This is a genomic window from Streptomyces sp. NTD107, from assembly GCF_059510435.1.
On the sequence record NZ_JCAJZV010000003.1, the window covers coordinates 174,664 to 198,215 of the forward strand.

Sequence of the window (23,552 nt, forward strand, 5' to 3'; positions counted from 1 at the left end):
GCCGGCGTCCCCCCGGGGTGATCCGAGGAGGCGGGGACATGGCGCGGACGAGTCCGGGACAGGTGGCGAACGCGGTGACGGCGGTGTTCGTCGTGGTGGTGCTGCTGCCCGCCTGGGCGTGGACGCTGGCGAACGAGGGAAACGCCCAACTGCTCCCCGGGATGCTGCTGATGGCGCTGTCGATGCCGTGGATCGTCCTGGTCACGGCGGTGGGCGGATCGGTGGCGGACGGCGTGTGGGGGGATTTCCTGGTGCCGTCGATGCTGGTGGCCCAGGCGCTGAACGCCTGGCTGGTGGGCCGGTTGTGCGGCAGGGCCCGGGAGGCGTGGCTCCGCCGGCGGGAGCGGCGCCTGCCGGGGCCGGGGGCAAGGCCGGGGCCTGGGTCAGGGCAGACCGCACAGCCGCAGTACGGCGGTGGTGCCGGCCGCCGCGATGACGGTGACGGGCAGCGGGGCGCGGCGTACGGCGAGGGTGGCGCCGACCAGCACCCCGGCGGGGCGTGACCAGCCGGCCGCGCCCGCGCCCTCGGTGAGCGCGGCGGTGGCGGCGAGGGCGATCAGCAGGATGGTGGCGGCGTCGGAGAGCAGTTCGCGGGTGCGTTCGCCGGGGGTGAGGCGCTGGTGCAGCAGTGGCCCGGCGAGCCGGAACGCGAGCGTGCCGGCGGCGAGGACGGCGATGGCGGTGAGCGGCAGCATCGGTGGCTCAGTGGTCCTTCCGGGTGCGGGTGCGGGTGCGGGTGCGGGTGCGGACGCGGGTGAGGGGCAGCGCGGCGAGCGCGAGCAGCACCGGCACCCCGGCGGGCAGCAGCGGCGTGGCGGTGACCGCGAGCGCCGCGCCGAGCAGCGCTGCGCGGCGGCGGGTACGTTCCGGGGCGCCGCGCCCGGTGAGGGCGGGCAGTACCAGGGCGAGCAGGATGGTCGGCAGCGCGGCGTCCAGGCCCAGCGCGTCGGTGTCGCCGATGCGGTCGCCGGCGAGGGCGCCGAGGGCGACGAAGGCGTTCCAGGTGACGAAGACGGCGGCGTTCCCGGCCCAGAACGCGGCCCGCCGGCGGGCCGGGTCCCGGTGCGCCATGACGAGGCCGACCGAGGCGTCGGTGAGGGTGTGCGCGCCGATCAGCCGGGACCACCAGCGGGAGCCGAAGCTGTCGGCGACGGCGAAGCCGAACGGCAGCAGCCGGGCGTTGAGGACGAGGCCGGCCACGACGGCGGCCACCGGCCCGCCGCCGGCGAACACCACCCCCACGGTGGCGAACTGGGCGGCCCCGGCGAACACGGTGAGGGACATGACGACCGGCACCCACAGGGGGAGGCCGCCGGTGACGGCGATGGCCCCGAAGGAGGCGGCGATGAGGGCGTAGGCGACGCAGAGCAGCACGATGGCGCGCCGGGTGTCGCGATCGAGTGTTCGCCATATCGAAGGCATGTCCAGTAGAGTGAACAATCGCGGGGGCGTTCGTCAAGACGAACGAGAAGCAGCTCACACCGAACGGCAGGAGCGGACGACGGGATGACAGTGGACCTCATCGGCACGATCGCAGCCGCCATCCGCCGCGAACGCACCCGCACCGGCCTGTCCCTCACCGAGGTCGCCCGGCGCGCCGGCATCGCCAAATCCACCCTCTCCCAGCTGGAGAACGGCACCGGCAACCCCAGCGTCGAGACGCTGTGGGCGCTGGGCGTGGCACTGGGCGTACCGTTCAGCCACCTCGTCGACCCGCCCCGCCCCACCACCCGGATCGTCCGGGCCGGCGAGGGCCCCGCCACCCGCGCCGAACACGCCGACTACACCGCCGTCGTCCTCGCCACCTGCCCGCCCGGCGCCCGCCGCGACATCTACCGCATCGTCATCCAGCCCGGCGAACCCCGGATCTCGGACCCGCACATGCCCGGCACCGTCGAACACGCCGTCCTGGCCACCGGCCACGCCCTGATCGGCCCCGCCGACGCCCCCGAGGAACTCCACCCCGGCGACTACATCACCTACCCCGGCGACGCCCCCCACACCTTCCGCGCCCTCGCCCCCGACACCTCGGCGGTGATGGTGATGGAACACATCTGAGCGACGGAATCGCTCGGCCGCATCGGCTACAGCCCGCGGTATACCTCGCGACGACTACCGACCTTGACGACGAGAACGACCAGCTCTCCATTGTCGACGCTGTAGGCAACGCGGTAGGCGCCGACTCGAAGACGGTAGAGACCTTCGTGGCCACTCAGCTTCTTGATGTCGGCGTCCTGGCTGTAGGGGTCGTCTCCCAGCACGGTGAGGGCGGCCGGAATGCGCATGGCGGTGGGTTGGCCGATGTCGCGCAACTGCCTTTGCGCCGCGGTGGTGAAGCGGAACGCGTACGTCATGCTGTTGCGGTTCCCTTGCCTTCTTCCCCGCCGAAGAGGTCGGCCAGCAGCTCACCCATGCTGACCGTGTCGTCCCCGTGATGGGCTCCGGCCTCTCGGATGCTGAAGGAATCATTCATGCCGCTGAACGTACGCGCTGGTGTGTACACGGATGTGGGTGGCGGAAGAAGGATCAACCCTGAGGCGTCCGGTTCCGTTCGTAGGACTCGCGGGCGTCGAGAAGTTCGTCCAGGTGGTCCGCCGCCCAGGCGTACGCCGCCGTCATCGGGGCCAGGAGGGAGCGGCCCAGCGGGGTCAGGGCGTACTCCACGTGCGGGGTCGGGGTGGTCGTGGGGAAGACCGTGCGGGACACGAGCCCGTCGCGTTCCAGCGCGCGCAGGGTCCGGGTGAGGACCTTCGGGCTGACCCGGCGCAGCGGCACCCGCAGTTCGGAGAACCGGCGCGGGCCGCCCTCCAGACAGCGGACGATCAGCGGGGACCACTTGTCGCCGAACCGGATCGGCACCAGGCCGGACGGGCACAGCTCGTCGAACAGATCGGCGGGCAGGGGTTCCCTCGGGGCGGCGGCCATGCTGCCAACGTAGCCGGTTTCCCGGGGGTGACCGGCGGCCCCGCTACGGTCCCCGGCATGGCAATGACGACAGTGATCTTCGGAGCGGGCGGCCGGGCCGGACGGACGGCGGTCGCCGAGGCGCGGCGGCGCGGGCACCAGGTACGGGCGGTGGTACGCGACCCGGGCCGGTACCCGGGGCCGGCCGGCGAGGGCGTGGAGGTGGTCGCCGGTGATGTCGGCGCGGCGGACGATGTGGTGCGGCTGGTGGCCGGCCAGGACGCGGTGATCTCCACGGCGGCGGTGTACGGGGCGGGCACGGACCCGGCCGCGTTCTTCCCGGCCGCCGCGCGGGCACTGCTGGCGGCGGCCGGGACGCGGCGGCTCGTGGTGGCCGGGCTTGCCGCGCTGCTGCCGGACCCGGTGACCGGCGTGCCGGTCCTGGACGGGCCCGGGTTCCCGGCCGGGTACCGGCCGTTCGCTCTGGCGCACCGGGCCGGGCTCGACGTGCTCAAGGCGGACACCGGCGGCGTCGACTGGCTGTATGTCAGCCCGGCCGGCGACTTCGACCACGGCGCCGGCCGGCGCGGCGGACAGTCGTACGCCACCGGGGCGGTCGCCGATCCCGCGAACCTGATCCCGTACCCCGACTTCGCCGTCGCACTCCTGGACGAGGCCGAGCGGCCGGCGCACCGCCGTACGCATCTGGCGATCAGCCGTTGACGGCTGACCGTTGACCGTCAGCCGTTGGCCGTCAGCCGTTGAGCAGAACCAGCGCCCCGATGGCCATCGCGGCCACCGCGATGCCACCCTGCTTGAGCTTGGGGCCGCGCTGGTCGGTGCGGTTGAGGAAGGTCGCGGTCAGCAGCATCGCGCCGCCCGCGAGCAGACCCCAGGCGCCTATCTGTTCAAGTACGGACATGCCCCGAGTCTAGGACGCCCCCGCCCCCGCCCCTACCCCTCAAACCGGGCCGCCTGTGCCGGTGCCTCCGTCAGGGCGCGGTGCCAGGACCGTACCGCTGCCGTCGACACCGGTGCGGTCCAGCTGCCGCCGGGCCGAGCCGCCGTGCCGATGTGGAAGGCGTCGACGCCGGCGGTGCGCAGCGCCGGGAGATGACCCAGCCGTAGGCCGCCTCCCACCATCAGCCGGGGCCGGGTCGGGTTGGACCCCACGGCCCGGCCGTCCCCGGCCTCACGGCCGGTACCCAGCGCGGCCTCGCCGCGCAGCACCGGGAGGCCGTCGGGCACTCCCGTCGGCGCGCCGGCGGTCAGAACCGTGTCCAGGCCGGGGAGTCCGCTCAGCGCCCGCCACGCCGCCGCCCGGTCGGCGGCGTGGTCGAGCGCGCGGTGGAACGTCCACGGCGCGCCCGCCAGTTCTCGTACCACCGTGCGTACGGCGCCCAGATCGACATCCCCGGCCGGGCCCAGGAAGCCCAGGACGAACTCCTGTGCCCCGGCCGCCCGCAGCCGTCCGGCCGCCTCGCACAGCCGGTCGAGGCCGGCCGCGCTCCCGGCACCGAACCCGGCGCCGGCCCGCAGCATCACCCGTACCGGCAGCGAGGTCGCCGCCCGCACGGCGGCCACCGTCTCCGGCGCCGGGGTGAGCCCGTCCCACTCCATCCCGGTCACCAGCTCCACCCGGTCCGCCCCGCCCTCCTGCGCGGCGACGGCGTCCTGTGCGGTGAGCGCGATGACTTCGAGAAGCGGCCTGGACATGGCTGAACCCCTTCCCCGGTCGGGGTGCCGCGATGCGAGAAGACGTACAGGCGTTTGTCGCCGACGCTTCGCTCCCCGAACCCGGCCGGCATGCCGGGCAACCGGACGCGATGTCCCGGACGGTCACCGGCCCCGGGTCCCGGCCACCCGCTTCGGCCACGGGGCTGCCACGGGGCTGCCACGGGGACTGCCACGGAGTCGCCCGGACGCTGCGGTGGCGCCACCGGCGTGGCGGCGGGCCGTGAACGGTGGGCTCGTTCCGGGCACAATGCCCGGGTGAGTGATGACGTCGACGACAGCGCGCTGATCGAACGCTTCCCCGGACCGGCCGCCCTTGGCCGCGAGTTGCTGGGGCGGTGGCGGGAGCCGCAGCGCAGCTATCACACGGTCGCGCATCTGCGCGCCGTGCTGGTGCGGCTCGATGAGCTGGGGGCCGGGGCGTACGCGGCCGATCCGGTCGCCGTCGAGCTGGCCGCCTGGTTCCACGACGCCGTGTACGACCCGCGCGACGCCGCCCGCAACGAGGAGGCCAGCGCCGTCCTCGCCGAGGACCGGCTGCCGGCCGGCGACCGTACCGCCGAGGTGGCGCGGCTGGTACGGCTCACCGCCACCCACGACCCGGCCCCCGGCGACACCAGCGGTGCCGCGCTGTGCGACGCCGACCTCGGCGTGCTGGCCGGTCCGCCCGCCGCGTACGCCGCCTACGCGGCCGAGGTCCGCCAGGAGTACGGCTTCGTGCCGGACGCCGCGTTCCGTACCGGCCGCGCCGATGTGCTGGAGCGGCTGCTGTCCCGGCCCCGGCTCTTCCACACCCCGCACGGCGCGGCCCACTGGGAGGCCACCGCCCGCTACAACGTGACGGCGGAGCTCTCGCTGCTGACGCACTGACCGCTGGCGACGACGCGCGAGCGCCGTACCGTCAGCCTGGACTGCGCGAACGCCAGGCCCAGCCCGCCCAGGGCGATCACCGCGCCGACCCAGGCGGTCCACGTGTAGCCGAACCCGGCGTTGATGACCAGGCCGCCGACCCACGGGCCGAGCGTGTTGCCGGTGTTGAACGACGAGGTGGCCGTCGCGCCCGCCAGGGTCGGGGCGCCCTCGGCGACGTTGAAGATCCGGGCGTTCAGCGCCGGCGCGCACAGGAACGACGCGAAGCCCAGCAGCCCGGCCAGCAGCACCGCCGCCACCGCGAACTGCGCGGTCAGCGCCAGCACCGCCAGGACGGCCGCCGCCCCGCCGAGCCCCGCGTACAGGGTGCCGAACATGTGGGCGTCGGCCACCCGGCCGCCGATCACGGTGCCGACCAGCGCGCCCGCCCCGTACAGCGCCAGTACGCCCGGCACCCAGGACTCGCTCAACCCGGTCACGTCGGTCAGCAGCGGCGCCAGGTAGGAGAAGAGGCAGAACGTGCCGGCCGCGAACAGCACGGTGGTGGCCATCGCCAGCAGCACCGCGCCGTCCCGGTAGACGCGCAGTTCCTCGCGCAGCCGTGGGCGTACGGTCTCTTCTCCCCCCGCCGTCTTCCGGTCCTTCGGGACGAACAGCACCACGCCCACCAGCGCGATCGCCGTCATCAGGGTCACCGCCCAGAACGAGGACCGCCAGCCCAGGTGCTGGCCCAGGAACGCCCCGCCCGGCACCCCGGCGATGTTGGCGATGCTCAGTCCGCCGATCATCACGGCCATGGCCCGGGCCCGGGCGTCCACCGGCACCAGGGAGATCGCCACGGCCGCGCCCACCGCCCAGAACCCGGCGCACGCCAGCGCGCTCACCACCCGGGAGACGAACAGCAGCGCGTACCCGGTCGCGAGCGCCCCCACCACATGGCCGATGCCGAACGCCGCCAGCAGCCCGATGAGCGTCACCCGGCGCGGCAGCCGCTGCGTGGCCACCGCCAGCACCGGCGCGCCGACCACCATCCCGATCGCGAACGCCGATATCAGCAGCCCGGCGGTCGGGATCGACACCTCCAGGTCGTCGGCCACCTCCGGCAGCAGCCCGGACAGCATGAACTCCGAGGTGCCGAGCGCGAACACGGCCACCCCCAGGATGATGACGGCGGTGGGCAGCCGGGTACGGGACGGCGAGGTGGACGGGGCGGTGGACGGGGCGGTGGACGGCGTGGATCGCGAGGCATCAGCGGTTTCGGGCACGGGAGGGCCAACAGTCATGGTCGTTCTCCGCATTCCGGGAGGCCGCAGTGATCCGGGCCACGCCGCTCGTTGTCAGGTACCGGCACACTGGGCACATGGCACTGACCGTTGGATTCGATCTCGACATGACCCTCATCGACTCCCGGCCGGGGATCCGCGCCACCTATGAGGCGCTGGCGGCCGAGACCGGCGTCGCCATCGACGCCGCGCTCGCCGTCACCCGGCTCGGGCCGCCGCTGGAGGAGGAACTGGCCCACTGGTTCCCCGCCGAGCACATCCCCCAGGCCGCGGACCGCTACCGCACCATGTACCGCGACTACGCCGTCGGCGCCACCCCCGCCATGCCGGGCGCCGCCCGTGCCATCGCCGCCGTCCACGCGCGCGGCGGCCGGGCCATCGTGGTCACCGCCAAGTACCGGCCCAACGCCGTACTCCACCTCGAAGAGCTGGGACTGCGCCCCGACGCGGTCATCGGCGATCTGTGGGCCGAGCAGAAGGCCGCCGCGCTGCGCGAGCACGCCGCCACCGTGTACGTCGGCGACCACGTGGGGGACGTCCGGGGCGCGGCGGCGGCCGGCGCGCACTCGGTGGCGGTGGCCACCGGGCCCTGCGACGCCGCCGAGCTGACGGCGGCCGGGGCCGGCACCGTACTGCCGGATCTGACGCACTTCCCGGACTGGCTGGCCGGTTACGGAATCACCGATTGACCCGCCGCCGATGCCGCCACCGCCCGGTCCCGGCGGCGCTGCTGGGCCATCGAGCGCAGCAGCCCGGCGGCGGCGATGGCGAACCCTACGCCCATCAGCATCGACACCGCGTACGCGGCCGTGGGAAAGGGTTCCGTTCCGGCGAACAGGGGAATGAAGGTGATCAGGGTCGCGACCGCGCCCACGGCGAAGACCACGCCGCCGATCCGTACCAGCAGATCCCCACGATCGAGGGTGTTGTCATTTGAGCCGCTCACCCCTCCAGGGTGAAGTGTGACCCCGCCTTCTGGCAAGAAAAGCCATTCACCTTGATCGCGAAGGGTGCGAGCATGGGAATGGCGGGAACAGTGGGTACGGGACGTGCGCCGGTGGCCTCTTGCCAGGGGCGCCCGGGCGATTAGCCTTGGGGAAGCGGGTCCTTGGGGGCCCGCCGCATGGTGATGGTTCCGGCTGACGAGTGCGAGGACGAGGACACGTGCCTACCGGCAAGGTCAAGTGGTTCAACAGCGAGAAGGGCTTCGGCTTCCTCTCCCGCGACGACGGCGCTGATGTCTTCGTCCATTCCTCAGCCCTGCCCAATGGCGTCGACAGCCTGAAGCCGGGGCAGCGCGTCGAGTTCGGGGTGGTCGCCGGGCAGCGCGGGGATCAGGCGCTGTCGGTGGTCGTCCTGGACCCGGTTCCCTCGGTCGCCGCGCAGCAGCGCCGCAAGCCCGATGAGCTGGCCTCGATCGTGCAGGATCTGACCACCCTGCTGGAGAACGTCACCCAGCAGTTGGAGCGCGGCCGGTACCCGGACAAGGAGGGCGGCCGGAAGATCGCCGGCATGCTGCGCGCGGTCGCCGATCAGCTCGACGTCTGACGCCCGTCCACCCCCGCGCGTGTCACGCCGGGGGAAGCAGCAGCTCCGCCGCCACCGGCGGTACCAGACCCTGACCGGCCGCCCGTGTCAGCAGTTCCCGTACCGCCGCGTGGCCGGCCTCGCCGAGGTCGGCGGTGAAGTCGTTCACGTACAGCGCGATGTGCTGATCCGCCACGGCCGGGTCCATCTCCTGGGAGTGCGCCAGGACATACTCCCGGGACGCCGCCGGGTCGGCCCACGCCTGCCGGACGGAGGCGCGGATGGCGTCGCTGATGGCCGCCAGCCGCTCGGTGCCCAGTGACCGCTTGCCGATGATCGCGCCCAGCGGGATGGGGTGCCCGGTGGTGGACTCCCAGAACTCGCCCATGTCGGCGAGCTTGTGCAGCCCGTAGTTCTGGTACGTGAACCGCGCCTCGTGGATGACCAGGCCGGCGTCCACGACGCCGTCCCTGACCGCCGGCATGATCTCGTGGAACGGCAGCACCCGGATCTCACCGATGCCGGGCGCCGGCACGCTCGCCGCCGCCCACAGCCGGAACAGCAGGTACGCGGTGGAGCGCTCGCTCGGTACGGCCACGGTCCTGCCGACCAGCGACTCGCCGGGCTCGCGGGTCAGCACCAGGGGGCCGCAGCCCCGGCCCAGCGCCCCGCCGCACGCCAGCAGCGCGTACTCCTCCAGCACCCACGGCAGCACGGCGTAGGACACCTTCAGCAGTTCGCCCTCGCCGCGTTCGGCGAGGCCGTTGGTGATGTCGATGTCGGCGAAGTCCACGGCCACCGGCGGCGCGCCGGGCACCCGGCCGTGCGACCAGGCGTGGAAGACGAAGGTGTCGTTGGGGCAGGGGGAGTGGCGGAGGGTCAGGGTGTCCGTCGTGGCGTCCGTCATGGTGCGGTGCTCCGTTCTGCCGGCCGGCCGTCTTCCGCAGGGAGGTTCGCGTCCAGGTCCACGTCCGGGTCCGCGTCCAGGTCCAGGACCGGTGCCATCCTGGCAAACGCCTCGGTGAGCGCGCCCAGCGCCTCCCCGATCCGCCAGGCGGCCCGGTCGCGCGGGCCGACGGTGTTGGAGACGGTGCGGATCTCCAGGACCGGGACTCCGGCCCGGGCGGCGGCCTCGGCGACGCCGAAGCCCTCCATCGCCTCGGCGGCGGCGCCCGGGTGGCGGCGGGTCAGTTCGGCGGCGCGGGTGGCCGTGCCGGTCGCGGTGGAGACGGTGAGCACCGGGCCGTACACCGCGCCGAGCGCGGTGGCCACGGCCGGCGCCAGGCGCGCGGCCACCTCGTGGCTGGCGGTGCCGAAGCCGAGGGTGCCCAGGTCGGTGAAGCCGTCCGCCGCGTCGTCGCCCGGGGTCTGCGCGCCCAGGTCGGCGGCGAGGATCCGGGAGGCCACCACGGTGTCGCCGACGCGGGCGCGCGGGGCGAAGCCGCCGCCGATGCCGGCCGAGATCACCAGGTCGTACGGGGCGGGGCCGGCGAGCGCGAAGGCCGTCGCGGCAGCGGCGGCGGCGGGACCGGCGCCGGCGGCGATCACCTCGTACCGGTCACCGGAACCGGCGGCGGCATCCGTGGCGGAACCCGTACCCGTACCCGCGTCACGTACCGCCCGCAGCACCGCCTCCCGCTCGGCGGCCACGGCCGTCACCACCAGCACCCGGAACACGGCGGACTCAGTCCTCGGGGCTCAGCTGGGCGTTCCACACGCCCTTGACGCTGCCGTACAGCGCCGTCTGCACCGCTTCCTGCCCCTCGGCCTGGGCGATGGCGGTCAGCTTCTCCAGGCTGAAGTCCTCGGTCACCTCGGCGACCGACACCCGCAGCGTGCCGTCCCCCGACTGCTGCAACGCGTTCTGGGACAGCGACCACAGCAGATCGCCGGAGAGCGTCCGGTAGGTCTTGGTGTACCGCTGGTACTCGATCGGCTGGTCGTTGACGAACAGCAGCCAGCCCGACTTGGCCACCTTCGGGTCCACGCCGATCCGGAACTCGTCCCCGGTGTGATAGCCGAAGACCGGTACGTCGGTGGCGGCCGTCAGGCACTTCTCCGCCTGCTCGGCGCCCAGCGTCTCCCCGTGCCCGTAGCAGTCGCCCGCCGCCTCCGGGGAGGTGGTGTGGGAGTTGAGCGTGAAGTGCGCGTTGGGCGTCGGCTTCTCACAGGCCGACAGGACGACGAGGCCCAGCGACACGGCGCCGACGGTGGCAGCGGTACGAATGGCCCGTCGGCCCCGGCTCGTGGAGATCGCAGTCATGCGGGCAGATTACCGGTCAGCCCCGGTCACCTGACGCGCGGGTGCGGGGTGCCGCGCCGGGCGGTGGCGAGCAGGCTGCCCATGGTCGGCACCACCCCGGCCACCACCAGCGCGGCGGCCACCGCCATGCCGAGGGTGCCGTTGAGCGGCAGCGCCATCGCGATGGCACCGCCCACCACCCACGACATCTGCACCATCGTCTCGGAACGGGCGAAGGTGGAGGTACGTACCACTTCCGGTACATCGCGCTGAATGATCGCGTCCAGTGACAACTTGCCCATGGCCTGGCAGATTCCTGCCACCGCGCTGACCGCTGTCACCGTCGCCGCCCCGTACGCGAGTGCCGCCGCCACCGTCGAGGCCAGCGCCAGCACCATCATCATCACCAGGATGGCCTCCGGAGCCCGGTCGCGCAGCCACGAGCCCAGCACATTGCCCAGGCCGTTCCCCGCCCCGGCCGCCACGCCCACCAGGCTCAGCGAGACGGCGGGGGACAGTCCGGACAGGCCGTGCTCGCGCAGCAGAAACGCCAGGAAGAACAGCAGAAAGCCGGTCAGGCAGCGCAGCGAGGAGTTCGCCACCAGCGCCTTCAGCACGGGCGTGTCCATGCCGGGGGAGAGCCGTCTGCGGACACTCCCGCTGTCCTTGGTGCGCTCGGCCCGCTCCGCGCGCGAGCGGGCCAGCTCCGCCAGATGTACGGTGCGCTCCCCGCGCGCCAGGTCCACCTTGTGCGGCAGCCGGAACGACATCACCGCGCCCGCCACCGTGATCACGAACGCCGCGTACAGCGGCCAGCGCTCGCCCAGCAGATGCAGCCCGAGCCCCACCGGCGCCGCCGCCCCGGCCGAGACCAGCCCGGTGAGGGTGATCCGGGCGTTCGCCTTCACCAGCGAGATCTGGCTGGGCAACAGCCGGGGTACGACCGCCGCCCGCACGATGTTGTACGCCTTGGACGCCACCATCACGCCCAGCGCCGCCGGATACAGCTCCAGGCTCGCCCCGGAGGTCACCGCGCCCGCGATCACCAGGGCCAGTACGCCCCGTACCAGCAGCGCCGCCGCCATCGCGGCGCGCCGGCCGTGCGGGACCCGGTCGAGCAGCGGGCCGATGACGGGCGCCAGCAGCACGAACGGCGCCATGGTGACCGCCAGGTACAGCGCCACCCGGCCCCGGGCCTCGCCGGTGGGCACGGAGAAGAAAATGGTGGAGGCCAGGGCCATCGTGATGAGCATGTCGCCGGCCGAGTGCACGGCGTGCAGTTCGATCAGCTTGCCCAGGCCCGACTCGCCCGCGCCCTGCGCGTGGGTGGCCTTTCTGACCCGGCGCGCGACCGCCGCCGGGGGCCTGCGCAGGGCACGCCCGGCCGCCCGGACGGTACGGGCGATACGACCGGAGCCGGTCCCGGTCGTGGCCGTGGTCTTTGCATCCGAGGTGCTGGCGGCGCCCACGGACAGCAGCCTACGGCCTGAGCGCCCCCGCGCACCCAGGCTCGCGGCCCACGCGCCCCGGGTGTAACCCGTGCGGTAGCGTGGTCAGACGGTGCGCCTAGTCTCGAACAGTACGACGTCGCAGCGGCCGGACCTCTTGTCCGGGCCCGCTCCGTCAGCTCCGTCCGCCTTCAGGCGCCCGCACCGATCAACGGCGTAGGAGGGTCGATTCTTGTGAGTGCCGGGATGCGAAGCCGTACCCCCGACCGGCTGTGCGCGGAGGCCGTGGAAATGGCCCGCGACGCGGCGGCGGAGGCGGCTCGTCCGCAGCCGCTCGGACCCTATCTGGGGGCGGTGGCCGAAGGCGACCGCCTGGTCACCCATCTGTTCGAAAGCCTGGACCTGGGTTACCGGGGCTGGCGGTGGTCGGTGACGCTGGCCCGCGCCTCGCGGGCGAAGAACGTCACGGTCGACGAGGTGGCCCTCACCCCGGGCCCCGCCTCGCTGCTGGCACCCGAGTGGGTGCCCTGGAGCGAACGGCTGCGCCCGGGCGACCTGGGCCCCGGCGATCTGCTGCCGGCCGAGGCGGACGATCCGCGCCTGGAGCCCGGGTACGTGCCCGAGCCGGTCGAAGAGGCCGAGGCCGTGGAGCAGGCGGTGGCGCCGCCGGAGGACGGGCAGCCGCTGCCGGAGCGGGCCAGCATCGCCTCGGTGGCGCTGGAGCTGGGCATGGCCCGGCCCCGGGTGCTGTCCCGGCTCGGGCTGAGCGAGGCGGCGGAGCGCTGGGAGGAGCACTTCGGGCCGCGCACCGCGATGGCCCAGGCGGCGCCCGCCTCCTGTGTGACCTGCGGCTTCCTGGTGCCGGTGGCGGGCTCGCTGCGCCGCTCGTTCGGCGTGTGCGGCAATGAGTTCTCGCCGGCGGACGGCCGCGTGGTGGCCCTGTCCTACGGCTGCGGCGCCCACTCCGAAGCGGCCGTGGTCCCCACCCCGCCCCCCGCCCCCCAACCCGTGATCGACCACATGACGGCGGACCCCCTCTGACCCCCTGACCCACCAACCCACTGCCGGGTCCCCCGCCCGGCCGCGGGCGAGGTGTCGGCGGTCTGGCGGTCAGCGACCCCCCCCGGCCACCGCGAGCGTGCACAGGCCGGAGCGGCCGGAACTTTCGCCACCGTGCCTGCGGCTTGCGGCGGTCGCGCGCCGACGCCGCCAGGCTCGGCGCCGGAACCGCTCGGGTCCTGGGTCCGGGTGGCGGGCCAGAGCAGCCGCCGCTCGGCGGCGCCGTCCGTGCCCCGGCGTGCTGGGGTGGTGCGGCCGGTGCTTTCGCCGCTGCCGCTGCCGCCTCCGTCCGGCGGCGAGGCCGACGCCGGACCGGCTCGCGGTTGCTGCCCTACCGGTGTTCCGTTTGGCGGTGGCGGTGGCGGTGGCGGTGGCGGTGGCGGTGGCGTGCCGCGTCGGCTCGCCGCCGGCCGGTCGCGGTGGCCGCCCCGGGCCTGGTCCGCCTCGGCGGAGACGTGCGCGACGTACGGCCGGCCGCCCCCGCCCATGGCCGGTTTCGTGCAGGGGGTGGGTGGTGGGAGTCAGTTGGGTCGGGTTGGTGGGTTGTGGGCTACCGGCTCGGGGTGTCGGTGTGTCCCGGTACTGTCAGCCCGTGACCGAGACCCACGACGACCCGTTCGAGACCGGACGGCTGCGGCAGACCGTACTGAGCGCCTGGAGCGCGTCCCCGGCGCGGTTCCGGGAGGACGCCAACGCCGAGGAGGATCTGGCCCGGGGTGGCTACCGCGACCGGGTGGTGGTCGAGCTGGCGCAGAACGCCGCCGACGCCGCCGCCCGTTCCGGCGCGACCGGCCGGCTGCGGCTCGGGGTGCGGGACGGGGTGCTGGTCGCCGCCAACACCGGCGATCCGCTGGACACCGCCGGTGTCGCCTCGCTGTCCACGCTGCGGGCCTCCGCCAAGCGTGACACCGGTACGGCCGCGACGGTGGGCCGGTTCGGTGTCGGCTTCGCCGCCGTGCTGGCCGTCAGCGACACCCCCGCCATCGTGAGCGTGGGCCCGGAGGACGCGGCCGGGCGGGCCCGTGGCGTGCGCTGGTCGCTCGCCGACGCCGGCGCGCTTGCCGCCGAGGCCGCCGAGGGCAACCCCGAGCTGGCCGACGAGCTGGCGCAGCGGGCCGGCGGGCGGCATGCCGTGCCGCTGCTGCGGCTGCCGTTCCCGCTCTCCGCCGCCGCCGACGACCCCCTGACCGCCGCCGTGCCCGAGGGGTACGACACCGCCGTCGTGCTGCCGCTGCGCGACGCCGCCGCCGAGGATCTGGTCATCCGGCTGCTGGACGCCGTCGACGACACCCTGCTGCTCGCGCTCCCCGGCCTCACCGAGATCACGGTGGAGACCCCCGGCGGCACCCGCACCCTCACCCACCGGCAGTTCGGCCCGTACACCCAGATCACCGAGGAGCCGGGTCCGGCCGGCAGCGCGGTGCGCTCCACCCGCTGGCGGGTGGCGACCGCCGAGGGCGAGGCCGCCCCCGAACTGCTCGCCGACCGGCCGATCGAGGAGCGGCACCGGCCGCGCTGGGCCGTCACCTGGGCCGTGCCCGTCGACGCCGAGGGCGCCCCGGCGCCGCCGGTCAGCCCGCCGGTGCTGCACGCACCGACCCCCACCGACGAGGCGCTGGGCCTGCCGGCCCTGCTCATCGCCACGTTCCCGCTCGAACCCACCCGCCGCCACGTCGCGCCCGGCCCGCTGACGGACCATCTGCTGCACCGCGCCGCCGATCTGTACGCCGAACTGCTCGCCGACTGGCGCCCGGTGACCGCCGGCATCCTCGACCTCGTCCCCGGGCCGCTGGCGCGCGGCGAACTGGACGGCGCGCTGCGCGCCCTGCTGCTGGAGCGGCTGCCGGGCACCGCGTTCCTGCCGCTCGCCGTGGCGCCCGAGCCGGCGGGGGAGGACGGTGCGCAGGCGCCGCCCGAGGCGCTGCGCCCCGACCAGGCGGAGCTGCTGGAGCGGGCCGGCGCCGACACCGTCGCCGTGCTCGCCGAGCTGTTCCCCACCCTGCTGCCGGCCGGTCTTGAGCGCCGCGCCGAGCTGCGCATCCTGGAGGTGAGCCGGGTCCCGCTGGGCGAGATGATCGACCGGCTGGCCGGCGTCGAGCGCCCGGCCGCCTGGTGGTGGCGGCTGTACGACTCACTCGCGGGGGTGGACCCGGAGCTGCTGTCCGGGCTGCCGGTGCCGCTTGCCGACGGCCGTACGACGATCGGCCCGCGCCGCGTACTGCTGCCGGTGCCGGGTACGGAGGCGGCCGGGCTGGGCCGGCTCGGGCTGCGGATCACGCACCCGGACGCGGCGCATCCGCTGCTGGAGAAGCTCGGGGCCAACCCGGCGACGCCGCGCGCGGTGCTCGGCACCTCGCAGGTGCGCGGCGCGGTCGCGGCCTCCGCCGACTTCGACCTGTGGCACGAGGACGCGCTGCCCGCCACCGAGCTGGCCGAGCTGGTGCTGTCGCTGGTGCGGGACGCCGATCTGGCGCCGGGCGATGAGCCGTGGCTGGCGGCGCTGGCGCTGCGCGACGAGGACGGCGAACTGGCCCCGGCCGGCGAGCTGGTGTATCCGGACAGCGCGTTCCAGCGGCTGATCCGCCCCGGCGAGCTGGCCGCCTGCGACGCGGAGCTGGCCGCCCGCTGGGGTGAGCAGCCGCTGACCGCCGTGGGGGTGCAGGCGACGTTCGCGCTGGTACGGGCCACCGATGTGGTGCTGGACCCGGACGAGCTGGAGCCGCGCGACACCGACTTCCCCGAGCCGGACGACGCGGGCGTGCTGGACGCCGTCGATGTGTGGTGCGAGGACGTGCTGGACGCGCTGCCCGACACCGATCTGCCGCCGGTCGCGCTGGAGCTGGTCGCGGTCCGCGATCTGGAGCTGATCGACGAGGCATGCTGGCCGCAGGCGCTTCAGCTGCTGTCGCGGCAGCCGTGGCGGGAGGCGCTGACCGCGCCCGTACAGATCCGGCTGCCGGACGGCACGGTGACCACGGCCCGTCCGTACACCGCGTGGTGGCTGCGCGGCGCGCCGGTGCTGGACGGGCGCCGTCCGGCGGGGCTGCGGGCCGCCGACGCCGATCCGCTGCTGGCCGGCCTGTACGAGGCGGCCCAGGTGGCGGACGCGGACGAGGAGATCCTGCGCGCGCTGGGGGTACGGACCACCGCCCGGGCGCTGCTGGGCGAGCCGGGTGGCGCCGCCGAGCTGCTGGCCCGGCTGGCGGATCCGGAGAGTACGGTCACGGCCGCCCGGTTGGTGCGGCTTTACGCCCTGCTGGCGGAGCTGGATCCGGACGAGGTGACGCTGCCGGAGGAGCTGCGGGCGGTGGTGGACGACGTACCGCAAGTGGTGCACGCCGCCGACGCGGTGGTGGCGGACGCGCCCGATCTGCTGCCGCTGGCGACCGGACGGGCGCTGCTGCCGGTGCCGCCGGCCAGGGCTGCCGCGCTGGCGGCGGTGCTGGATGTGCCCGCATTGAGCGCGGTGCTGACCGCGCGCCCGCCGGAGGGCGGAGCGGAACGGGAGGTTCCGGAAGTGGCGCAAACCCTCCTGGGGCCGGAGACACCGCGCACCTATGTCGAACACAATGAACTGGTGATCGATGGCACGGAAGTGACGTGGCGCTACCCGACGGAGGGGACGGACACCCTGGTGCACGCCTCCACCGTCGAAGGGCTGGCGGCCGGACTCTCCTGGGCCACCGGCCAGTGGCAGCGCCGCTTCGAGCTCGCCGCCCTGCTGGAAGATCCGTCCCGTTCCGATGAATTGGCGACCGCAAGGTGGTTCGACTGATGCGCCGATGGATATCCCGCAAGCCGCTCACCGCACTGGCCGCCTCGGCCGCCGCGCTGCTGATGCTGGGCGCCTGCTCGACGGCGACCGCGAACGAGGACCGCACGCCGCGGGCCCCGCAGACCGACGAGGGGGAGACGAGCGCGGAGACGAGCCCGCAGACGGCGGAGTTCTGGACCCCGGCCCCGGGCACCGACTGGCAGTGGCAGCTCACCGGCCGGGTGGACACCTCGGTGAACGTCCCCGTCTACGACATCGACGGCTTCGACAACTCCGCCTCGGTCGTGAACACGCTGCACGGCCAGGGCCGCAAGGTCATCTGTTACATCAGCGTCGGGTCCTGGGAGGACTGGCGCCCCGACGCCGCGGACTTCCCCCGCAGCGTGCTGGGCAACCCGCTGGACGGCTGGGACGGCGAGCAGTGGCTGGACATCCGCCAGCTGGACGTGCTGCGCCCGCTGATGGGGGCCCGCTTCGACATGTGCGCGGCGAAGGGCTTCGACGCCGTGGAGCCGGACAACATGGACGGCTACATCAACAACCCCGGCTTCCCGCTGACGAAGGACCACCAGCTCGCGTACAACCGGATGATCGCCGACCTGGCCCATGAGCGGGGCCTGTCGGTCGGCCTGAAGAACGCCGTGGACCAGGTCCCGCAGCTGGTCGACCACTTCGACTTCGCGGTCAACGAGGAGTGCGCCTACTACCGCGAGTGCGGCAAGATGACCCCGTTCATCGAGGCCGGCAAGGCGGTCTTCCATGTCGAGTACGAGATGACGACGGCCCAGTTCTGCCCGATCACCCAGCCGCTGGGCTTCAGCTCGCTGCTGAAGAACTGGGACCTGGACGCCTGGCGCCAGACCTGCTGACCCGCGGTCACTCGCTCCTGCCGCTGCCCCCGGCCGTCACCCGCGACGGCCGGGGGCAGCGGTGCGACGGTCGGGGAGTTGGAGCGTCGGGGAGTCCGGGGCCGGGGCCGGGGCCCGGGGTCCGGGGTCCGGGGTCCGGGGTCCGGGGTCCGGGGGCACAACGGCCGTGGCCCGCACCGGCGGATGCCGGTGCGGGCCACGGGGGTGAGCCGCTGGTACGGGGCCGGCTCAGGTGGTCGCCGTCACCGATGGCGGAAGGTCGGGGACCTTCTTCGGGGCGATCCGGGCCACCACTTCCAGGATCACGCCCGCCGCCACCGCCATGCCGACGGCTGTCAGCGGCAGCTGGGTGCCCACCAGGCGCAGTTCGAAGAAGTCCTGCGCGAACGGGACGCTGATCGCCAGGACGAAGCCGGTGGCCATGGTGGCGATCAGGCCGACCCGCCACCACGTCAGCGGCCGGGCGATGATCGCCAGCACCCACAGCGCGATCAGGAACAGCGTCAGCGTCGCCGCGCTGGTCTCCGCCTCGCGGGTGGCCTCGGTCCCGCCGTAGTGGGCCCGCGCCAGCAGATACGTGCCGAAGGTGGCCGCGCCCGCCAGCAGGCCGAAGGGGATCGCCAGCCGCAGCACCCTGCGCACGAAGTACGGCCGGGCCCGCTCCTTGTTCGGCGCCAGCGCCAGGAAGAACGCCGGGATACCGATGGTCAGCGCCGACAGCAGCGTCGAGTGGCGCGGCAGGAAGGGGTAGGGCACCTGGGCCGCGATCACCGCGAACGCCATGAACACCGAGTAGACCGTCTTCGTCAGGAAGAGGTTGGCGACCCGCTCGATGTTGCCGATCACTCGGCGGCCCTCGGCCACCACGTCCGGCAGCGTCGCGAAGCTGTTGTTCAGCAGCACGATCTGCGCCACCGCCCGGGTGGCCTCCGAGCCCGACCCCATCGACACGCCGATGTCGGCGTCCTTGAGGGCCAGTACGTCGTTGACGCCGTCGCCCGTCATCGCCACGTTGTGGCCCTTGGACTGGAGCGCGCCGACCATCTCCCGCTTCTGCTGCGGGGAGACCCGGCCGAACACCGCGCCGCTCTCGACGGCCTCGGCCATCCGCTCCCGGTCGTCCGGCAGCTGCCGGGCGTCCACCGGGGCGTCCGCGCCGCGCAGCCCGAGCTTGCCGGCCACCGCGCCCACCGACACCGCGTTGTCGCCGGAGATCACCTTGGCGTCCACGCCCTGCTCGGCGAAGTACCGCAGCGTGTCCGGCGCCTCGCGGCGCAGCCGCTGCTCCAGGATCACCAGCGCGGCCGGGGTGAGCGACTCGGGTGCGGCCGAGGCCCGTACGGTCTCCAGCGGGCCGTCCGCGCGGGCCAGCAGCAGGACCCGCAGGCCCTGGGTGTTCAGCTCGTCGACGGCGGCGAGCTGCGGGTCGCCGGGCGGCAGCAGCACATCGGGGGCGCCCAGCAGCCAGGTGTGCCGGGCGCCGCCCGGCTCGGTCAGCTCGGCGCCGCTGTACTTGCGGGCGGAGGAGAACGGCAGCGTCTCGCCGTGGCCCCAGCCGTCCCCGGCGGAGCCCGCCGGGTAGGCGTCGATGATCGCGGCGAGGGAGGCGTTGGGGCGTGAGTCGCTGGCGCCGAGCGTGGCGAGGACCTTCCGCACGTACGCCTCGTCCGGGCCGTCCGGGCCGTCCGGGCCGTCCGGGCCGTCCGGGCCGTCCGGGCCGTCCGGGCCGCCCGCGCCGCCCGCGCCGCCCGTACCGCCGTCACCGAGGACGCGCAGGTCGGTGACGTCCATGCCGCCCTCGGTGAGGGTGCCGGTCTTGTCCAGGCAGACCACGTCCACCCGGGCCAGGCCCTCGATGGCGGGCAGCTCCTGCACCAGGCACTGCTTCTGCCCCAGCCGGATCACGCCGATGGCGAAGGCGACCGAGGTGATCAGCACCAGACCCTCGGGCACCATCACCACGATGCCGGCGACGGTGCGGCGGATCGCCTCGAAGGTGTCGGCCCGCTCCACCAGCAGCTGGCTGATCATCAGGCCGATGGAGGCCGGGATCATCAGCATGATGCAGAACTTGAGGATCTTGCCGATGCCGTTGCGCAGCTCGGAGTTGACCAGCGTGAAGCGGGACGCCTCCTCGGCCAGCTGGGCCGCGTACGCCTGCCGTCCCACCTTGGTGGCGGTGAACGCGCCGCCGCCGGCCACCACGAAGCTGCCGGACATCACGGCATCGCCCGGCTGCTTGACCACCGGGTCGGCCTCGCCGGTCAGCAGCGACTCGTCGATCTCCAGGCCCTCGGCCTCGGTGACGACGCCGTCGACCACGACCTTGTCGCCGGGGCCCAGCTCGATGAGGTCGCCCAGCACGATGTCGCCGGTGGGGATCTCCTGGGAGCGGCCGTCGCGCCGCACGGCGGGCTTGGCCTCGCCGATGACGGCCAGGCTGTCGAGGGTCTTCTTGGCGCGCAGCTCCTGGACGATGCCGATCAGCGCGTTGAAGAGGACGACGAAGCCGAACAGGCCGTCCTTGAGCGGCCCGACCACCAGGATGACGGCGAACAGCACGCCCATGATGCCGTTGAAGAGTGTGAATACATTGCCGCGGACGATCTCGGCGACGGATCGGGACGCCCGTACCGGTACGTCGTTGACCTCGCCGCGTGCGACCCGCTCGGCGACCTCGGCGGTGGTGAGACCGGTGGCCCGGCCGTCCCCCGCGCTGTCGCCCCCCGGCTCGCCGTCCGCGATACGCGTGACGGGAGTACGGCCCCCGCCTGCCCCTTGACTCATGGCTTCCGTCCTCTAAGGGGCGGGCTGCTCACTGGGCCCGCCGTCGGCGGAGGGTCCGGACGTGTCCCCGCCGCTGTTCCGGGCAGCGTACAGGGCGGCTTCGCGCCGCCGTACGATCCACAGCCCCAGCAGTCCGAGACCGGCTCCGGCCAGGCAGGTCCACACCCACCACGTGTGATCGTGGTCGCTGAACCAGCCGTAGAAGGGGACCTGGACCACGAAGAGGGCGGCCCAGATGATGGTGCCGACCGCGATGGTCGCCACCACATTGCCCTCCAGGGGCTCCGGTGCCACCCGTTTGCCGTCGGTCCAATTGCCCAGCCGCATGCCGCTGCCTTCCCGTCCAATCCCGTTCCGGTGCCGTCCCCGAGGTGGCGCTTCTCAGCGTAACCGGGGCCGGTGACAGGGCGGGATGCGGAGAGCCGTTGCGAACCGTGCGGAGTTCCGTACGGCCTTCGGTGCGGCGGACCCCAGGACGTGGCGGGGGCGCAAGGGTTTCGCTGTTCCCTCACTCGAAAGGGTGAGCTTGGGCGGTATTCCGGGTGCGCGGCGGCGTGGCGTGCGGGTATATTTCGTTAGGCAAGCTAATGAGCTATGGTGGTGTACATGCCCAACGTGACGCCGGCCGCCGCCGACCGCGCCGACGATGCCGAAGCGGTCAACACCCTGCGCATCGCCGTCCTGCGGCTCTCCCGCCGGCTGCGCCACCTGCGCGTGGACCGCACCCTCAGCCTCGCCGAGATGTCGGCGCTCGGCACCCTCGCCCGCTGCGGATCGATGACCCCCGGCGAGCTGGCCCGCAAGGAACACGTCCAGCCGCCGTCCATGACCCGCATCATCGCGCTGCTCGTGGACCGCGGCCTGGTCCGCCTGGAGCCGCACCCCGAGGACCGGCGGCAGAAGCTGGTCGCCGCCACCGACGAGGCCGAGGCGGTGCTGGAGGCGAGCCGCGGCCAGCGCAACGCCTGGCTCACCCAGCTCGCCGAAGAGCTGGACGAGGAGGAGTGGGCGGTGCTGCGCGAGGCCGCCCCCGTACTGCACAAGCTCGCGCACCTGTAGCCCCGGCCCCGTACCCCTCGGGTACGGGGCCGCCGCACGACCGGCACGATCCGCACGACCCGTAATACCCGCAACACCGCACAAAGGAGTGTTCTCTTGAGTTCGGGACCCGGAGCAGACTCCGCACCCGCACCGACCGACCCCCACGACACCCCACTCAGCACGTTCAGCTCGCTGGCCGTCCGCAACTACCGGATGTTCTTCTTCGGGTCCTCGATATCGAACATCGGCACCTGGATGCAGCGCATCGCCCAGGACTGGCTCGTGCACGAGCTGACCGGATCCGCCGCCGCCGTCGGCATCACCACCGCGCTGCAATTCCTGCCGATGCTGATGTTCGGCCTCTACGGCGGAGTCCTCGCCGACCGCTTCGACAAGCGGCGGCTGCTGTTCGTCACGCAGTCCTCCCTCGGCCTCACCGGACTGCTGCTCGGCGCACTGACCATCAGCGGGCACGTGAACGTGTACCACGTGTACGCGCTGGCCTTCGTCGTCGGCGTCGTCACGGTGGTCGACAACCCCACCCGGCAGACCTTCGTGGCCGACATGGTCGGCCCGCGCCTGCTGCCCAACGCCGTCTCCCTGAACTCCGCCAACTTCCACTCCGCCCGGCTCATCGGCCCCGCCGTCGCCGGTGTGATGATCACGGCGGTCGGGGGTGGCTGGGCGTTCATCTTCAACGGCCTGTCGTTCGCCGCCCCCATCGTCGGCCTGCTGCTGATGCGCACCGCCGAGCTGAGCCCGCCGCGCCGCGCCCCGCGCAAGAAGGGGCAACTGCGCGAGGGCCTGCGGTACGTGGGCAGCCGCCCCGAACTGCTGTGGCCGATCGTCCTGGTCGGCTTCATCGGCACCTTCGGGTTCAACTTCCCGGTGTGGGCCATCGCCTTCACGGACGGCGTCTTCGACGCCGGGGCCGGCAGCTACGGCCTGCTGAACTCCCTGATGGGCGGCGGCTCGGTGATCGGCGCGCTGCTGGCCGCCCGGCGCGGCAGCCGGCGGATGCGGTTCACCTTCGGGGCGGCGGCGGTGTTCTCGGTGCTGCTGATGCTGGCGTCGGCGGCCCCGTTCTTCTGGGTGTACGCCATGTTCATGATCCCGCTGGGGCTGGTGGCGATGAGCTTCCAGGTCACGGCCAACGCCGGTATCCAGCTCAACAGCGACCCCGAGATGCGCGGCCGGGTGATCAGCCTGTTCATGATGGTGTTCATGGGCGGCACCCCGATCGGGGCCCCGGTGGTGGGCTGGGTGACCGACACCTTCGGCCCCCGCGTCGGCATGGCCACCGGCGGCGCGGTCTGCCTGCTGGCCTCGGCGGCGCTGGCGCTGGTGCTGGCCAGAATCGGCGGCCTGCGGCTGCGCATCGACCTGCGGGCCGGGCGGCGCGCGGTGGCGCTGGTCCCGCGCGACCCGCAGCCGCTGACGACCACGGCCTGAGCCGGCCCGCGCGTGGGGGCGGCACCCCCGCGCGCGGACCGGATCAGACCCGCTGGGCCAGCAGCGCGCCCGGCCAGTCGCCGTTGGCGGTGAAGTGCTCCACCAGCTCAAAACCCTGCGAGCGGTAGTACTCGACCAGCCGCCCGTCGTCCCCCGCGTAGCAGTCCACGCGCAGCAGCGAGATGTCCTGCCGCCGCGCCTCGGCCACGGCGTGCGCCAGCAGCGCCGCGCCCACCCCGTGCCCCGCGAAGCGCCGGTCGGTCACCAGCAGATGGACGTACACCTCCGGCTCGTCCACGGGCGCGATGTACGGGGTCGGGCCCGGGGTGAGCGTCAGCGACCCGGCCGGCTCCCCGTCGATCTCGGCGATCCACGGCGCGCCCTGGGCCACGATCTCCCCGACCCGGGCCACCGCCTTGGGCCGCGCCGACCACGGCTCGCTGCCCCACTGCCCGGTCCGCCCGCGCGCCGCCAGCCACTCCACGGCGCTGTCCAGCATGCCGAGTATCAGGGGAATATCGTCACTGCCACCCGATCGGATCTTCATGCCGCCGATCCTAA

27 protein-coding genes are annotated in these 23,552 nt (G+C 73.7%); 11 read left to right on the top strand and 16 right to left on the bottom strand.

Going from position 1 to position 23,552, the window contains the following annotated elements; translation table 11 throughout:
• Positions 1 to 38: 38 nt before the first annotated feature.
• Positions 39 to 503 (top strand): hypothetical protein, encoded by a 465-nt coding sequence (locus tag AC5WRL_RS08375; protein ID WP_496087714.1) that lies wholly within the window; start codon positions 39 to 41, stop codon positions 501 to 503.
• Here AC5WRL_RS08375 and AC5WRL_RS08380 read toward each other — a convergent pair.
• Positions 384 to 695 carry an AzlD domain-containing protein gene (locus AC5WRL_RS08380; protein ID WP_496087715.1) on the bottom strand — a complete coding sequence of 104 codons (312 nt, stop codon included), beginning with the start codon at positions 693 to 695 and terminating at the stop codon, positions 384 to 386. The genes AC5WRL_RS08375 and AC5WRL_RS08380 overlap by 120 nt on opposite strands.
• 7 nt (positions 696 to 702) lie before the next feature.
• The gene (locus AC5WRL_RS08385; protein ID WP_496087716.1) at positions 703 to 1,422 is read right to left on the bottom strand and encodes an AzlC family ABC transporter permease; all 720 of its coding nucleotides are present in this window, start codon (positions 1,420 to 1,422) and stop codon (positions 703 to 705) included.
• A gap of 84 nt (positions 1,423 to 1,506) precedes the next feature.
• On the opposite strand from AC5WRL_RS08385, the gene AC5WRL_RS08390 reads away from it, so the two are divergent.
• On the top strand, positions 1,507 to 2,058 hold the full coding sequence (locus AC5WRL_RS08390) for a helix-turn-helix domain-containing protein (protein ID WP_496087717.1): 552 nt from the start codon (positions 1,507 to 1,509) through the stop codon (positions 2,056 to 2,058).
• A gap of 26 nt (positions 2,059 to 2,084) precedes the next feature.
• Here the strand turns inward: AC5WRL_RS08390 and AC5WRL_RS08395 are convergent, their stop codons facing one another.
• From AC5WRL_RS08395 to AC5WRL_RS08405, 3 genes are read right to left on the bottom strand one after another with little or no spacing between them, the layout of a single operon-like run.
• Positions 2,085 to 2,354, bottom strand: a complete 270-nt coding sequence (locus AC5WRL_RS08395; protein WP_496087718.1) for a type II toxin-antitoxin system RelE family toxin — start codon at positions 2,352 to 2,354, stop codon at positions 2,085 to 2,087.
• The gene (locus AC5WRL_RS08400) at positions 2,351 to 2,473 is read right to left on the bottom strand and encodes a hypothetical protein (RefSeq protein ID WP_496087719.1); all 123 of its coding nucleotides are present in this window, start codon (positions 2,471 to 2,473) and stop codon (positions 2,351 to 2,353) included. The genes AC5WRL_RS08395 and AC5WRL_RS08400 overlap by 4 nt, the downstream gene beginning before the upstream one ends.
• A 53-nt stretch (positions 2,474 to 2,526) precedes the next feature.
• Positions 2,527 to 2,925, bottom strand: a complete 399-nt coding sequence (locus AC5WRL_RS08405; protein WP_496087720.1) for a winged helix-turn-helix transcriptional regulator — start codon at positions 2,923 to 2,925, stop codon at positions 2,527 to 2,529.
• A gap of 57 nt (positions 2,926 to 2,982) precedes the next feature.
• Here AC5WRL_RS08405 and AC5WRL_RS08410 point away from each other — a divergent pair, with 57 nt between their 5' ends.
• The gene (locus AC5WRL_RS08410; protein WP_496087721.1) at positions 2,983 to 3,627 is read left to right on the top strand and encodes an NAD(P)-dependent oxidoreductase; all 645 of its coding nucleotides are present in this window, start codon (positions 2,983 to 2,985) and stop codon (positions 3,625 to 3,627) included.
• A gap of 31 nt (positions 3,628 to 3,658) precedes the next feature.
• Here AC5WRL_RS08410 and AC5WRL_RS08415 read toward each other — a convergent pair whose 3' ends face one another.
• Complete coding sequence (locus AC5WRL_RS08415; RefSeq protein WP_496087722.1) at positions 3,659 to 3,826, bottom strand: hypothetical protein; 168 nt, start codon at positions 3,824 to 3,826, stop codon at positions 3,659 to 3,661.
• A 32-nt stretch (positions 3,827 to 3,858) separates the two neighbouring features.
• Positions 3,859 to 4,620: a copper homeostasis protein CutC gene (locus tag AC5WRL_RS08420; RefSeq protein WP_496087723.1), complete on the bottom strand. Its 762-nt coding sequence runs from the start codon at positions 4,618 to 4,620 to the stop codon at positions 3,859 to 3,861.
• 276 nt (positions 4,621 to 4,896) lie between these two features.
• On the opposite strand from AC5WRL_RS08420, the gene AC5WRL_RS08425 reads away from it, so the two are divergent.
• Entirely contained in the window at positions 4,897 to 5,508 is a 612-nt protein-coding gene (locus AC5WRL_RS08425) for an HD domain-containing protein (RefSeq protein ID WP_496087724.1), read from the top strand.
• On the opposite strand, the gene AC5WRL_RS08430 is transcribed toward AC5WRL_RS08425, so the two are convergent.
• The gene (locus tag AC5WRL_RS08430; RefSeq protein WP_496087725.1) at positions 5,469 to 6,791 is read right to left on the bottom strand and encodes a Cmx/CmrA family chloramphenicol efflux MFS transporter; all 1,323 of its coding nucleotides are present in this window, start codon (positions 6,789 to 6,791) and stop codon (positions 5,469 to 5,471) included. The two genes, AC5WRL_RS08425 and AC5WRL_RS08430, sit on opposite strands and share 40 nt — an antisense overlap.
• Before the next feature lie 77 nt (positions 6,792 to 6,868).
• Between AC5WRL_RS08430 and AC5WRL_RS08435 the strand changes: the two genes are divergently transcribed.
• Positions 6,869 to 7,480: an HAD family hydrolase gene (locus tag AC5WRL_RS08435; protein WP_496087726.1), complete on the top strand. Its 612-nt coding sequence runs from the start codon at positions 6,869 to 6,871 to the stop codon at positions 7,478 to 7,480.
• On the opposite strand, the gene AC5WRL_RS08440 is transcribed toward AC5WRL_RS08435, so the two are convergent.
• A complete protein-coding gene (locus AC5WRL_RS08440) occupies positions 7,462 to 7,737 on the bottom strand; it encodes a hypothetical protein (RefSeq protein WP_496087727.1) in 276 nt (91 codons plus the stop codon). The two genes, AC5WRL_RS08435 and AC5WRL_RS08440, sit on opposite strands and share 19 nt — an antisense overlap.
• Before the next feature lie 218 nt (positions 7,738 to 7,955).
• Here AC5WRL_RS08440 and AC5WRL_RS08445 point away from each other — a divergent pair, with 218 nt between their 5' ends.
• Complete coding sequence (locus AC5WRL_RS08445; RefSeq protein ID WP_496087728.1) at positions 7,956 to 8,339, top strand: cold-shock protein; 384 nt, start codon at positions 7,956 to 7,958, stop codon at positions 8,337 to 8,339.
• A 22-nt stretch (positions 8,340 to 8,361) separates the two neighbouring features.
• Here AC5WRL_RS08445 and AC5WRL_RS08450 read toward each other — a convergent pair whose 3' ends face one another.
• From AC5WRL_RS08450 to AC5WRL_RS08465, 4 genes are read right to left on the bottom strand one after another with little or no spacing between them, the layout of a single operon-like run.
• A complete protein-coding gene (locus AC5WRL_RS08450) occupies positions 8,362 to 9,225 on the bottom strand; it encodes a 1,4-dihydroxy-6-naphtoate synthase (protein WP_496087729.1) in 864 nt (287 codons plus the stop codon).
• Entirely contained in the window at positions 9,222 to 9,995 is a 774-nt protein-coding gene (locus AC5WRL_RS08455; RefSeq protein ID WP_496087730.1) for a futalosine hydrolase, read from the bottom strand. The genes AC5WRL_RS08450 and AC5WRL_RS08455 overlap by 4 nt, the downstream gene beginning before the upstream one ends.
• 7 nt (positions 9,996 to 10,002) lie before the next feature.
• The gene (locus AC5WRL_RS08460) at positions 10,003 to 10,581 is read right to left on the bottom strand and encodes a DUF2771 domain-containing protein (RefSeq protein WP_496087731.1); all 579 of its coding nucleotides are present in this window, start codon (positions 10,579 to 10,581) and stop codon (positions 10,003 to 10,005) included.
• 26 nt (positions 10,582 to 10,607) lie between these two features.
• Positions 10,608 to 12,029 carry an MFS transporter gene (locus AC5WRL_RS08465; protein WP_496087732.1) on the bottom strand — a complete coding sequence of 474 codons (1,422 nt, stop codon included), beginning with the start codon at positions 12,027 to 12,029 and terminating at the stop codon, positions 10,608 to 10,610.
• Between the two features lie 225 nt (positions 12,030 to 12,254).
• Here AC5WRL_RS08465 and AC5WRL_RS08470 point away from each other — a divergent pair, with 225 nt between their 5' ends.
• The 3 genes from AC5WRL_RS08470 to AC5WRL_RS08480 all read left to right on the top strand — a co-directional run bounded on the left by AC5WRL_RS08470 (position 12,255) and on the right by AC5WRL_RS08480 (position 17,711).
• Positions 12,255 to 13,049 carry a DUF3027 domain-containing protein gene (locus AC5WRL_RS08470; RefSeq protein ID WP_496087733.1) on the top strand — a complete coding sequence of 265 codons (795 nt, stop codon included), beginning with the start codon at positions 12,255 to 12,257 and terminating at the stop codon, positions 13,047 to 13,049.
• A gap of 610 nt (positions 13,050 to 13,659) precedes the next feature.
• Entirely contained in the window at positions 13,660 to 16,842 is a 3,183-nt protein-coding gene (locus AC5WRL_RS08475; RefSeq protein WP_496087734.1) for a sacsin N-terminal ATP-binding-like domain-containing protein, read from the top strand.
• Positions 16,842 to 17,711, top strand: a complete 870-nt coding sequence (locus tag AC5WRL_RS08480; protein WP_496087735.1) for an endo alpha-1,4 polygalactosaminidase — start codon at positions 16,842 to 16,844, stop codon at positions 17,709 to 17,711. The genes AC5WRL_RS08475 and AC5WRL_RS08480 overlap by 1 nt, the downstream gene beginning before the upstream one ends.
• A 228-nt stretch (positions 17,712 to 17,939) precedes the next feature.
• On the opposite strand, the gene AC5WRL_RS08485 is transcribed toward AC5WRL_RS08480, so the two are convergent.
• Both AC5WRL_RS08485 and AC5WRL_RS08490 read right to left on the bottom strand, forming a co-directional pair.
• Positions 17,940 to 20,498, bottom strand: a complete 2,559-nt coding sequence (locus tag AC5WRL_RS08485; protein ID WP_496087736.1) for an HAD-IC family P-type ATPase — start codon at positions 20,496 to 20,498, stop codon at positions 17,940 to 17,942.
• A 12-nt stretch (positions 20,499 to 20,510) separates the two neighbouring features.
• Positions 20,511 to 20,825: a DUF2530 domain-containing protein gene (locus AC5WRL_RS08490; RefSeq protein ID WP_496087737.1), complete on the bottom strand. Its 315-nt coding sequence runs from the start codon at positions 20,823 to 20,825 to the stop codon at positions 20,511 to 20,513.
• 279 nt (positions 20,826 to 21,104) lie between these two features.
• Between AC5WRL_RS08490 and AC5WRL_RS08495 the strand changes: the two genes are divergently transcribed.
• Positions 21,105 to 21,557, top strand: a complete 453-nt coding sequence (locus tag AC5WRL_RS08495; protein WP_496087738.1) for a MarR family winged helix-turn-helix transcriptional regulator — start codon at positions 21,105 to 21,107, stop codon at positions 21,555 to 21,557.
• Positions 21,558 to 21,653: 96 nt separating this feature from the next.
• Entirely contained in the window at positions 21,654 to 22,991 is a 1,338-nt protein-coding gene (locus tag AC5WRL_RS08500) for an MFS transporter (RefSeq protein ID WP_496087739.1), read from the top strand.
• Positions 22,992 to 23,034: 43 nt separating this feature from the next.
• Here the strand turns inward: AC5WRL_RS08500 and AC5WRL_RS08505 are convergent, their stop codons facing one another.
• Entirely contained in the window at positions 23,035 to 23,538 is a 504-nt protein-coding gene (locus tag AC5WRL_RS08505) for a GNAT family N-acetyltransferase (RefSeq protein ID WP_496087740.1), read from the bottom strand.
• Between the last annotated feature and the right edge of the window lie 14 nt (positions 23,539 to 23,552).